The 12,677-nt window shown below is 48.3% G+C and carries 10 protein-coding genes; all 10 read right to left on the bottom strand.

Going from position 1 to position 12,677, the window contains the following annotated elements; genetic code table 11:
• Nucleotides 1-228: 228 nt before the first annotated feature.
• Nucleotides 229-1,383 (bottom strand): ABC transporter substrate-binding protein, encoded by a 1,155-nt coding sequence (locus tag J4G07_07370; protein ID MCE2413808.1) that lies wholly within the window; start codon nt 1,381-1,383, stop codon nt 229-231.
• A 337-nt stretch (nt 1,384-1,720) separates the two neighbouring features.
• Complete coding sequence (locus J4G07_07365; GenBank protein MCE2413807.1) at nt 1,721-2,674, bottom strand: hypothetical protein; 954 nt, start codon at nt 2,672-2,674, stop codon at nt 1,721-1,723.
• A gap of 202 nt (nt 2,675-2,876) precedes the next feature.
• The gene (locus tag J4G07_07360; GenBank protein ID MCE2413806.1) at nt 2,877-4,007 is read right to left on the bottom strand and encodes an aldose 1-epimerase; all 1,131 of its coding nucleotides are present in this window, start codon (nt 4,005-4,007) and stop codon (nt 2,877-2,879) included.
• A 49-nt stretch (nt 4,008-4,056) separates the two neighbouring features.
• The gene (locus J4G07_07355) at nt 4,057-4,668 is read right to left on the bottom strand and encodes a ThuA domain-containing protein (GenBank protein ID MCE2413805.1); all 612 of its coding nucleotides are present in this window, start codon (nt 4,666-4,668) and stop codon (nt 4,057-4,059) included.
• Between the two features lie 174 nt (nt 4,669-4,842).
• Nucleotides 4,843-6,174: an ABC transporter permease gene (locus tag J4G07_07350; protein MCE2413804.1), complete on the bottom strand. Its 1,332-nt coding sequence runs from the start codon at nt 6,172-6,174 to the stop codon at nt 4,843-4,845.
• Nucleotides 6,164-7,087, bottom strand: coding sequence for an ATP-binding cassette domain-containing protein (locus J4G07_07345; protein MCE2413803.1), 924 nt, complete (start codon nt 7,085-7,087; stop codon nt 6,164-6,166). Before J4G07_07345 ends, J4G07_07350 begins: the two co-directional genes overlap by 11 nt.
• 165 nt (nt 7,088-7,252) lie before the next feature.
• Nucleotides 7,253-8,431 carry a beta-lactamase family protein gene (locus tag J4G07_07340; protein ID MCE2413802.1) on the bottom strand — a complete coding sequence of 393 codons (1,179 nt, stop codon included), beginning with the start codon at nt 8,429-8,431 and terminating at the stop codon, nt 7,253-7,255.
• Between the two features lie 226 nt (nt 8,432-8,657).
• Nucleotides 8,658-9,791 (bottom strand): beta-lactamase family protein, encoded by a 1,134-nt coding sequence (locus J4G07_07335; GenBank protein MCE2413801.1) that lies wholly within the window; start codon nt 9,789-9,791, stop codon nt 8,658-8,660.
• A 113-nt stretch (nt 9,792-9,904) separates the two neighbouring features.
• Nucleotides 9,905-11,089 carry a serine hydrolase gene (locus J4G07_07330; GenBank protein ID MCE2413800.1) on the bottom strand — a complete coding sequence of 395 codons (1,185 nt, stop codon included), beginning with the start codon at nt 11,087-11,089 and terminating at the stop codon, nt 9,905-9,907.
• Nucleotides 11,090-11,227: 138 nt separating this feature from the next.
• On the bottom strand, nt 11,228-12,481 hold the full coding sequence (locus J4G07_07325; GenBank protein ID MCE2413799.1) for a beta-lactamase family protein: 1,254 nt from the start codon (nt 12,479-12,481) through the stop codon (nt 11,228-11,230).
• Between the last annotated feature and the right edge of the window lie 196 nt (nt 12,482-12,677).

The raw sequence follows: 12,677 nt of genomic DNA, 5'->3' as shown, positions 1-12,677 counted from the left end.
CCCAAAAATTTTATCCCTCATGAAGATTAAGGATTGAATCGGGTCATGTCGGTATTCATCGTCTGAATCAGGATTTACAGGATTCAAGGATTTACAAGATTCTGGAACCTGCTTGATTATAGTAAAAGCGGAAAATCTGTTAGTAGCAACTTGGATTATAAAATGAAAGAACCTGTCAGCAGCGTGGAACTGATGACAGGCTCTGATTATATTCATCCAATGGTGAGATTATTCAAAGAGCTGAAGCTCCCCATCCTTGACCATAAGGACAATTGGGTCATACACTGCTTCACCGTTGGGGTCAAACGAGAAGTTTCCTAAAATCGTCGGGAAATCCATCGTTTGCGCCAGTGCGTCGCGAATCGCGGTGGAATTTGCCGATTGTGCATGCGCAATCGCATTGGCGAGAATATAGAGCGTTGCATACGACTGTGCTGCCCACGGTTCGGGTTCGATACCGTATTTCGCCCGATACTTCTGGATGAACACTTGGTTTCCAGGGATGTTAGACAGACTCGTCCACCCTGTAAAAGCGATCGCTCCCTCAGCGGCATCGCCCGCATCTTGGATCTCTTTTGCCGTCAAATCAGGCACAATCAGTTGAATACCGAGATCTCCCGCTTGAATGACAAGCTGCGTCATCTCTACTGACAACGCAGAGATAAAGAGTGCGTCAGGTCCCATGCTCATGATATTGGTCAACTGCGCAGTAAAATCGGTGTCGCCGGTTTGGAAGGTTTCCTGCGCCAGAATCTCAACACCGCCTGCCTCAAGGGCTTTCACTATTTCCTCGTTGCTACTTGTCGAGTAGGCATCCGCGGCATCGTATATCAGTGCAACTTTCTCATAACCGAGTTTCTCGTGAGTGATCATCACGCCATTGGAATTCGCTATGTCTACAGCGAGACCGGTGCGGAAGACGAAATCCCCGATGCTGCTCAAACCCGCAGCGGTAGAAACTGAACTAAAAGCGACGACTCCATTCTCTTGCGCAATCGGAAAAGCATCTTCAAGATAATCTGAGATAGCGATTCCGACGATGGCAGGTACGCCCAGGTCCACTAATTGCTGGACGGCGGCAATTGCCCCGTCTTCGGAACTCTGATCGTCTGCGGGGACAAACATGAGGTTCCCATGACCGAGGGCGTTAATCTCTTCTCGTGCTAACTCAAAGCCACGTTGCATTGGGAGTCCATACGGCTCTGCATCTTTCCCTGTCAGGGAGACGACCAGACCAATCGGAACCTCTCTATCCATCGTTTCAGGCATTGTCGTTGTATCGTCAGGCACCATCGGTGCGATCTTTTCGCAGCCGGAAAGTCCGACAGTCAAAGCAACAATCGCGAATACAAACGCGAATGTTATGATTCTTTTCAGGTTCATTTTAAATCTCTTTATATTACTAACTATTTCCATTATGAAACGTTCAGGCGGGTTAACTAAAAACCGCCCTTAAACCAGATTCGTTGTCCTCAGAAAGAACAAATTTTGTATTAAGCCCCTACTGATACCCCAAAAACCGCTTGGAGATCAAGCATTTTAAGACAACACTCTAATGTAAAAAAATCAATCTTTGCCAACTATTGTTTCATAGTTGGCAGTCGTTGTCAATTCAAAAAACGGAGAGATACAGCTATCGGTTTCAGTTACAATTAACAGAAAGTACAGCACTTAATTCAAATCAGGATTAGAGGATGGCCAGGATTGAAAAAAGGCGAGGTTATAAACCGCTCTTACTGGGAATGCACACGTCCAAAACTTTCATAGTTTTTGCGTCAATAATTGCAGTAGCAAGATGCCCGCGACTGTGGTTAGAGAAACTGACGATCCAGGCAAATCCTTGAAAGGTGGGATATGCGTGAACCGCGCGCCGACCCACTAAAGCGGTTTTGACCCGTGTATCTGACTTTGCGATTTGAAGGATTGTGTTCGTTTTTTGTTGAGAGGGAACGGTCTGAATTCCAAGTGAATCCGATATCCGTCTGCCTCTGTCTATCTCCGGTGGTAATGCGTTCGGATTTTGCTGTGGGAGTTTTCGGAGATGTGTCGCGTATTGACGGTATGCGTCTCGGTGTTTTTCGTAGCCCCTGAGTCCATAAGCAATTGGAATTTGCTGATACTGCGCGGCACACATGTCAGCAGCATCGGCTTCGAGACGCAAAATTTCGGCATAATTCCCCTCTTGCTCTGCCAACTCCTGCTGTTTCCTGAAAAACGTGGGATAGATGCCAAACTCGTAAAACCGATTCGGGTAGCGTGGTAACCACGTTGCGATAAATTTTGCGATGTTCTGGTGTTCAGCAACCAGCACCGAACAGGAGTCGGGAAAATCCGCAGAAAACACCTCTCCGACAAACTTCTGCCACGCCGTTTCGGCGCGAGTCAGGTGAGACTGATACTGTTCCTGAATCTCCAGTGCTTCCTTCTGTGCCCGCGCAGCCCATTTCTCGTAGCCGTGCCGCGTATAGTAAGCGTGTGCAATCTCGGTCATCGGGACTGAGATGCGCACGAGGCATTCTGCGGCGGCTTCGTGCCAGAGGGCAAGCCTCCCATAATCGCCGGATTGCGTGTAGCGTTCGATAAAGACGGCAGCGGTTGCTGTGCCTTCCCGGATTGCCATAGAGGGCTGCGCCGTTAGAATCAGAATCGGAAAAAGCAATAAGGCACGAATCAAAAGTGTGCTCCTTTTGTGAATATAAGCTTCTACACAGATACCGCCCCGCTGGGGCTATATTCTTGGGGAGAACCCGCTTCTACACACATGCCGCCCCGCTGGGGCTTTAAAGCATCATAGATTAGGCTTAAAAGGTTTACGATTTATGAAAACCTAAAAAACGCGCTGAAAATACCCTTTTACTTCAAGATAGCAACTTGGGTTACTTTAACATAAAGCGGACGGTCCCAGAGAAGGTTTCATCAGGGGCAAGCACAATCACGCCTGCTGGGATACCCCTCGCCTCTAAATTGATGGCATCCGTTGGGCAGGTGTAAGGCTCAAAACAGATGGCATCCCTATCAGGCGGTGTATAGACGACAAGCTCCGTGAATTGTGCGTCCGATTCCATCACCATGCCGTATCCGGTATCTTTATTTTCAATGAGACATCGACTGACCCCATCAACCAATTGAACGTCCGTGAAAACATGGTCGAGTTTCAGTTTAGCGAAGGGTTGTCCTTTCTGGAGGTCCAGTGTGTCAGCGACATCGTGTTGTGTACCGGTTGGCACGAGGACCTCGTCCAATTCCCAATACTTCGCAGCAGGAACGGTAATTATCGCTTTGGCGGCATTCGCCTCGGTGCCGAGGTCTACGCTAAAATAAGGGTGTATACCGAACCCAACAGGCATATTTCGGTCACACGTATTCTTGATGGCAATCCCCATCATTAGCGCGGCATCTTTGAGTGTATAGGTAATCTCGATTCTAAAAGGGAACGGATATTGGCGAGCAACATCGGGGAAATCTTGAGAATTCAGTGAGCATACGAGTGTTGCTCCGTTCTCATCGGCGACATGGCTCTCGACCTGATACGGTAGATTCAACAACAAGCCGTGGATCGTTGTTGGAGAGTCGGGTGCTTTGTCAAACTGATAGGTTTCCCCCTCAAATTGCCACGTGCCGTTGCGGATTCGGTTGGGGAAGGGAAACAAAATCGGATTGCCGTAAGCGGTCGGACGTTCCTCCAAGGTGGCGAGGTCCGGCGGTGCATCTATCAGGTTCAACCAAGTATCCCCATCTGCGACCTTGAAGGCGTAGCAGTTATTACCAAGTGCAGGCACGATCTCAGCGACAGCCTTTCCATCTTGCTGGATGTAGTATACTTGATATTTTGACCCAAGGGCAGTTACTGTTTCTACGGCTACTGAATACGCTGTATGCGCCATCGTTTTCTCCCCATCTGCGTTTGTGAGTATCGTTGAAAGTCCAAAAAGAAGACACCCCATGCCAATACGGAGCGCGTGGTGCCATCTCCTTCCTCCAGATCGACGAAAAGAAAAAATACCCATTATCGATTAGCCCCTCTCTTATGCTTTACGGCACGACGGAGCGTGCCTACTACTTTTGAGCGCACCAACGAATGCCGCGCGTCAGTACTTCTCGGAAGTTCGGATTAGAAAAGGTGACATCATCGTGTCCACTCTGGAAACAGAAGATACGAGAATTGCCGTATTCACGCGCCCATCCCAATACATCCATACTGTTCGGGTGATCAACGGTCAACAGGATCGAACTATCATCACCCGCGGACTCCATGGTATAGGTTTCGTCGCCCATCTCCCATTCGGTGAGCCCTTCTGTGATTGGGTGCGTCGCATCAGCGATTTGCACCTGCAACGTTTGTCGCGGATAGTAGCCAAAATCGCGCGCATGGATACCGCACATCTCAGAGTAGGCATCCCATTCTGGGAAGGCTAAGATGGCGTGATGCAGAATTACCACGCCCTGTCCACGTTCCGTTAAACCGAGAATCGCCTGTGCTTGTGGATCCGTTGGATAGGGACGGTGAAAGTTGTAAAAGACAACGGTATCGTAGTCCTTTTGGCTTGGGTTGTCTACAAAATCGTCCAAGTCTTCCCGGACGAATTGAACGCCTTCCATACTTTCAAAAACCGCGTCAAACTGTTTTTCTTGGAAGCCGTGTTCACCGGTTACGACTGCGATCTTCATAATTTTTCTCCTTTCAAGGTTTTTATAGTATATGAGCAAGGTTAGACGAAGATTCAGAATTTAATTCGGCAATGCGTGGTGTTGATTGTCTGAATCAGGATTTTCAGGATTCAAGGATTTTCAGGATTGGATGTCCTTCTTGACCGAAAACCATCCTTATAGAATTACCGATTCTTAATATCGCGCCCATTGCCATAATTGCCTCAAGGTGGGACGTTTACCATACATCAAAATCCCGATCCGATAGATTTTCCCACTGATAAGCGTGACAAGCAGGACAGTCACGCACATCAATAAGATGTTCAGCAAAATTTCCCACAAAGGTGGCATTAGCACGTTGATACGCATAAACATCAGTATCGGCGAGAAAAATGGGACGTGAGAGAGCAGCACACTGACTATCGAATCGGGGATTCTAAATAACTGAAACATCAGGACAAACGGAACGACGATGAGCATCGTGAGTGGTACGCCTGTCTGCTGTGCCTCCTCTTCAGTGCTGCAAATCGCGCCGACAACGGCATAAAGCGTCGAATACATGAAGAAACCGACAATGAAATAGATGAAGAAATAGGTAAGCACTTCGGCACTACTTGCTTTGATAGTTTCAATTACTTGGATAAACTGTATCGGTAGGCTATCAATGCCAAAGATGCTGAGCAGTGGCTCTATGTTCATGACCAACAGCACACCGAATACTACCCAGATGGCGAACATCGTCAAACAGACAGAGCAGACCCCAACGAGTTTGCCGAGTAGGAGTTGGTGCGGTTTAATCGATGAAATGATAACTTCAACGATTCGGGTCGTTTTTTCTTCAAGCACACTCCGCATGATGGAGTTGGCGTAGATAAGGACAAACATGTAAAGCACAAAAACCAGAATGTATCCGAGTCCGATGCGCGCGCCTGTCTCTATAGGACTTTCAACCTCCGCAGTGCCATCCTTCCCCCTACTGCTTTTAATAGCGTAAGCGTTGAATCTGACGGAGCGCATCAGTTGACTGACTTCGCTCCGAGAATAACCACTTTCAGCAAACCGTCTGTCGCGGACAATGTCTGAGATGATACGGCGGAATGCGCTTTGTATCTCAAAATTCGTCGCTGTTCTGGCATAGAAGCGGACCTCTCCGTTGGCAAAAACATCTTTCGGGATTTCAAGATAGGCGTAGAGATCTTTTGTGTTGACGCGCTCTCGGAGTGCGGTTCTTGCCTCCTCTGTTGTAGCAGTCTCTTCATGGAGTCGATAGACGAGTTCTCCTTTATGTTGAAAGGTCGAATGCCCTGCAACAGCTGCTTGCATCTCTGCAAAGATTTCACCCGTCTCATCGATAACTGCGAGTTTTCTCATCTCTTGGGTTTTGTCCTCCATGATTGCGAGAAAACTGGACAACAACACCAACCCGCACATCAACACCGGCATGAGAAACAAGGAAGCAAGAAACCCTTTAGATTTAACCCGCGTCATGTATTCACGTTTAATGACGGTGATAATTTTATTCGGCATCTTGCACGACGCCTCCGTGCGCTTCAACGCTCTGGACGAAAATTTCGTGTAACGTCGGTTCAACTAATTCAAATCGTGTCACATCAATGCCCTTCTCAACCAGTTCACGGAGCAATGAACGGTAGTCTTCTGGGGTTCTCAATTTTACCTCAGCATACTGTCCAAAATCGTTGACTCCTTGAATCCAAGCGGAGTTGCGAATCGGTTCAAGACTCCCTACACATTCAATCTCAACGGAATTTTTGCCGAAGGCACGCTTCACAGCGCGGAGTTCGCCTTCAAGCAACACCTCGCCTTGATGTATAAGACAGATGCGATCACAGAGTTTTTCCACCTGTTCCATGACATGGGTTGAGAAGATAATTGTACTGCCGTTATCACGTAATTCAAGCATCATATCTTTGAGGAGCGTCATGTTAATGGGGTCCAGACCGGAAAAGGGTTCATCAAGGATAATCAGCTCCGGTTTGTGAATCACTGTGGTGATGAACTGAATTTTCTGAGCCATCCCCTTAGAAAGCTCATCGATCCGCTTGTTCGCCCATTCTGACAGCTGCATTTTCTCCAACCATCGCTCAATCTCACCGAGTGCTTGCTGCTTATATAAGCCTTTTAATTCGGCAATAAAAAGGATGACATCCCGCACCTTCATTTTGCGGTATAAGCCGCGCTCCTCCGGCAGATATCCAATCTGATCCAAAAAATCTCGGATGTGCCGATTGCCACTGAAGGTAATACTGCCCGCATCCGGTGCGATCATATCCATTATCATGCGGAGCGTGGTTGTTTTTCCGGCACCGTTGGGACCCAAGAGTCCGTATATACTTCCCTTCTCAATGCTGAAGGAAATATCCGACACGGCTGTGAAATCGCCAAACTTTTTATGGACATTTTCGAGTTGGAGGAGGTTCATCGTTTTTATTCCAAGATTTCATGAAAGCGTTGGCGTTCATCCCATGCCTAACTCAGGATAGGTTTTTGCCTACCCGTCCACGGATTGGGAATACACACGGTTTAGGTCTCAGATTCGGTGGGGTTAGAAACCGCACCTACCGGAAATGGCACAGCAACCACAAATCTAATCGGTAATTGCCTGATAGGTTAGCACGCGGAACTGGGCATGGAACGGTGAATCGCCGATCAATTGCGTCATCAAGATACCGATCAAATCTTCCACGGGATCAATCCAAAATGTCGTACTTGCGAGTCCGCCCCAACTATACGTGCCTTCAGAACCGGGAGCGTGCGTCTCAGCGACATCCGTGACAACAGCAAATCCAAGTCCGAAACCGCATCCCGTTCTCTCAAGCGGATGCCAATCGTCAGAGATATGATTCATTCTGATGAGTTCGACGGTTTTCCTTCCAAGCAGTCGAACCCCATCAAGTTCGCCATCGTTGAGTAGCATTTGACAGAAACGGAGGTAATCTGCAGCGGTTGACTGCAGTCCAGCACCCCCAGAATGGAAAAAACTGCGCGGTCCACTGGAAACAGGAGCGTTCTCAATCACCTGAATACCACCGTCCTCGGCGGGTTCATATAACGTCGGGTACCGATCCGCCTTTTCGTCCGGCACCGAGAAAGCAGTGTCCGTCATCCCCAAAGGCTCAAAAATCTGGGTTTTCAGAAACTCCTCAAACGGCATTCCAGAGACGACCTCGACGAGGTATCCGAGTACATCGGTAGACATACCGTAGTTCCACCCATCACCCGGATGGTGAAGGAGCGGAATATTTCCGAGTTCTTGCGCCATGTTCGCAAGGTCGCCCCCGTAGAAATTCGCTTCTCTATACCGCTCATTAATCGGGTGCTCCCAATCCCCACCGTAGATAATTCCAGAGGTGTGCGTCAACAAATGCTTTACCGTCATCTCGCGTTCAGCGTCAACAATAGCCTCGCCGCCCTCAGTGTAGACCTGCATATCTTTGAAAGCAGGAATCAATTCAGAGACGGGGGTGCCGAGTTGGAAGTGTCCTTGCTCGTAAAGCATCATCACTGCGATACTGGTAATCGGCTTCGTCATCGAATAGATACGAAAAATGGTATCAAATTCTAACGGTTTCTCAGTAGCAACATCCTGCATACCGAATTTTTCAAAATGGACGAGTCTGCCTTCACGTGCGATCATCGTTAGCGCACCGGGGATTTTACCATCGTCAACCCAGCCTTGCATGACCGGGCTAATACGCGCTAACCGCGATGTTGACATACCGACATCTTCAGGCACTGCGCGCGGTAATCCTTCATATAATGTCATTAAAAGCTCCTATATTCGCTGTTAGCAGTCAGCGATCAGGTCAGTTTTTTCTGCGAAAAAACCTTTCAGCAGTCAGGTAAGAGGTGTTTTTGATAGAGGTATTTGCGAATCAACGCTGAATGTGCGTGTTGCCTCGCAGTGAGAGTCAGCGGGGTATTTCTGCGGATTTCCGCTCGTTTAAGTTCACCCTCTTAACTGAGAACTGATAACCGATAACTGACAACCATTATTCAGTGAGTGCCTGATAGGTCAGCACTTTAAATTGCTGTTGGAAAGGGTGCGGGTTATTGAGAAGCTGCGTCATAAGCAAGCCGATCAATTCCTCTTCAGGGTCAATCCAGAAAGTGGTAGCCGCGGCACCGCCCCAACTGAAATTCCCTACCGATTCCAGAGTGTTTGGGGGTTCCTTATCTGTAACAACAGCAAAGCCGAGTCCAAACCAATCATCGTGATGCGGATACCGCATCAGTTCCACGGTTTTCTTCCCTAACATGCGGACCCCGTCGAGTTCACCGCCGTTGAGCAACATTTGAGAAAACCGCATGTAATCCGCAGCGGTCGAGACGAGTCCCCCACCACCCGATGGGAAAAAACTGACCTCATCGTTTGCGAGGGGTGCATCTTCAACACGTTGTTTCTGTCCCTCTTCCCTGTTATGCCGGTACAGTGCTGCGTATCTGTCAACCTTCTCTGGTGGCACTGAAAACCCGGTGTCTACCATACCGAGCGGACCAAAGAGACGGGTTTGGAGGAATTCTTCAAACGGCATTCCGGACACAACTTCCACAAGGTAGCCGAGCACATCAACGGAGACCCCATAGGTCCACCTTTCACCCGGTTCGTGAACGAGCGGAATGTCACTCAGTTTTTTCACCATATCAACGAGCGTTGTGTTGGGTTCAAAAATTTTCGATGCCTTATAGCGTTCATCAACGGGTTTATTGCCCCACCCGTAGGTGAGTCCTGCGGTGTGCATGAGGAGGTGCTTGATCGTCATCTCCTTCTCCGTCTCCAAAATTTCAGTTTGGTCCTCGTTGTAGACCTCCATGTTTTTAAATTCAGGGATAAATTTAGAAACGGGTGTGCCGAGTTGAAAATGCCCCTCCTCATAGAGCATCATCACAGCAACGCTGGTAATCGGTTTCGACATCGAATAAATGCGGAATATCGTGTCCGGCTCAACCGGTTTGTTATCCTCAACATCTCGCATGCCCATGGTTTCAAAATGGACAATCTTCCCGCGCCGTGCTACAACCGTTAGAAATCCGGGCAGGTGTCCTTCATCGACATACCCCTGCATGACAGGACGGATACGTTCAAGGCGTTCGGCAGAAACACCGACTGCTTCTGGCACTGCCATCGGTAATCCTTGTCCGAAAGCAAGTGTGGTGACACCAAAAAGCAGCAAACATGTGTAAGCCAATAATTTCCTCAATCTGTTTTTTCCCTTTTCAGTCATGGTAATTTTCCTTCTCAATCAATAATCGCCTGATAGGTAAGGATCCGGAATTGGGCATGGAAGGGAGAATCGGCACCGACCAATTGTGTCATGAAAACGCCGATCAGGTCCTCCACAGGATCAATCCAAAATGTAGTGCTTGCCATGCCGCCCCAACCGCAAGTACCTAAAGAACCGAGCGTGTGCGTTTCAGCGACATCCGTGACAACGGAGAATCCAAGCCCGAAACCGGTCCCCGTTCTCTGATTGGGTTGCCATTGGTTCGCAATATGGTCCATCGTGATGAGTTCAACAGTTTTTCTTCCGAGGAGCCGAACGCCATCGAGTTCACCATCGTTGAGCACCATCTGGCAGAAGCGGAGATAATCCGGCGCGGTCGATTGTAGTCCCCCACCACCAGAATGGAAGAAACTCAGCGGTCCAGTTGCGGCATGGACTTTCTCAATTGCTTGAAGCTCACCGTCTTCCCCGAATTCATACACCTTTGAATATCGGTCAGCATTTTCAACGCGCACTGAAAAACCGGTGTCATTCATGCCTAAAGGCTCAAAAATACGGGTTTTCAAAAACGTCTCAAACGGCATCCCCGATACGATTCCGACAAGGTAGCCGAGTATATCAGTAGACATGCCGTATTTCCATGCGTCCCCTGGGTGGTACAGGAGCGGGATACTTCCGAGCTTATTTACCATATTGGCGAGGTCGCCGCCGTAGAGATCTGCATCTTCATATCGCTGATCGATTGGATGATCCTCCCTATCGCTTTCATAGATAAGTCCAGCGGTATGCGTGAGTAGATGTTTGATTGTCACCTCACGTTCTGCATCCACAATTGCACTGCCATCTTCCGTATAAACCTTCATGTCTTTGAAAGCGGGAACAAATTCGGAAACAGGTGTGCTGAGCTGGAAATGCCCTTCTTCGTAAAGCATCATGACGGCGACACTGGTAATCGGCTTCGTCATTGAGTAGAGGCGGAAAATGGTGTCAAATTCCACCGGTTTAGCGGCGGCGATATCCTGCATACCACACTTTTCAAAATGGACGAGTTTACCCTCACGCGCGATCATCGTCAATGCGCACGGGATTTTTCCGTTGTCAACATAGCCTTGCATGACCGGCGCGATACGTCCTAACCGCGAGGTTGACATACCGACATCTTCCGGGACCGCTCGCGGTAATCCTTCATATACTGCCATCAAAATCTCCTGTATTAGTTATCAGCAGTCGGTTTTCAGCAATCAGTAAAGAGGTGTATGGTAACAAAAATCGCTCGGTTACGCTTGCGTCTTTCGCTGATTGCTGATTACTGATCGCCATTATTCCTGGGCGCAAGCCTATAGAGGCTCGCGGGACAATGCCTGATAGGTTAGCATTTTAAATTGATCGTGGGAAGTGGACACGTCACTGACTTGCGTCATGAGCAGACCGATCAACTCTTTTTCGGGGTCAATCCAGAAGAGGGTACCAGCAGCACCGCCCCAACTGTAACTTCCTATCGACTCTGGTGTGTCTTTGGGTTCTTTATCATCAGTATCTTTCGATTCTTTATCATTTACGACGGAAAAACCGAGTCCAAACCAACCATCGTGATGCGGATACCGCATTAATTCGACCGTTTTTTTGTCCAATATACGGACACCAGCGAGTTCACCACCGTTGAGCAACATCTGACAAAACCGCAAATAATCCGGAGCAGTTGAGACGAGTCCGCCACCGCCGCCTGGAAAGAAACGGATCTCACCGCTCGCGAGTCGTGGATCTTTATCAACACGTTCCAACTTCATTTTTTCTTTTTGATCCCCTTTGATCCCCTTTCCTTTGCCTTTATCATCATCCATTTTTTTCTCTTTTTCTTTACCATCTTTCACCGCCTTTTGTGCCGTAAGTTGATACACTGCGGCAAACCGGTCCACCTTCTCCACAGGCACTGAAAATGCGGTGTCCACCATACCGAGGGGTTCAAATAGTCGTGTTTGGAGGAATTCTTCAAACGGCATCCCTGACACCACTTCCACAAGGTAGCCGAGCACATCCGTTGAGACACCGTAGGTCCACTTTTCACCCGGCTCATGAGCAAGCGGAATGTCGCTCAGTTTCTTTACCGAATCTCCGAGCGGCGTGCCGGGCTGAAAAAGGCTCGCCTCCCGATAGCGTTTATCGATCGATTCATTGCCCCATCCATAGACTAACCCAGCGGTATGTGTGAGAAGATGTTTGATGGTTAGCGCTTTCTTGGCATCTAAGATTTCGGTTTGGTCCTCGGTGTAGACCTTCATGTTTTTAAATTCAGGGATGAAATCGGACACAGGCGTGTCAAGTTGAAAATGCCCTTCTTCGTAGAGTATCATGACGGCGACACTGGTAATCGGTTTCGACATCGAATGGATACGAAATATTGTGTCTGCTTCAATAGGCTTGTTATTTTCAATATCTCGCATACCGAGGGTTTCAAAATGAACGACCTTTCCGCGTCTCGCCACGACTGTCAGAAATCCGGGTATACGTCCGTCATCAACATAATTTTGCATGACAGGGCGGATGCGCCCAAGGTGCTCAGCGGAAACACCGACCTCCTCCGGCATTGCCATGGGTAGTCTTTGTCCGAAAGCAAATGTAGTGACACAAAAAAGCAGTAAACATGTGTAGGTTATTTTTATCAATCTATTTTCCTTTTTCTTTTATGGTAGATTTTAGAACTCATTAGACACCGTTGTGTAGAACCTATCAAAACCTAAAGAACCTATCAAAACCTATAGATCTTTGAGTTTGTGTCGACTTCCTGCT

The sequence above is a fragment of the Candidatus Poribacteria bacterium genome, from assembly GCA_021295715.1.
In the GTDB taxonomy this organism is placed as follows: domain Bacteria; phylum Poribacteria; class WGA-4E; order WGA-4E; family WGA-3G; genus WGA-3G.
This window is presented reverse-complemented; position numbering and strand designations above follow the sequence as displayed.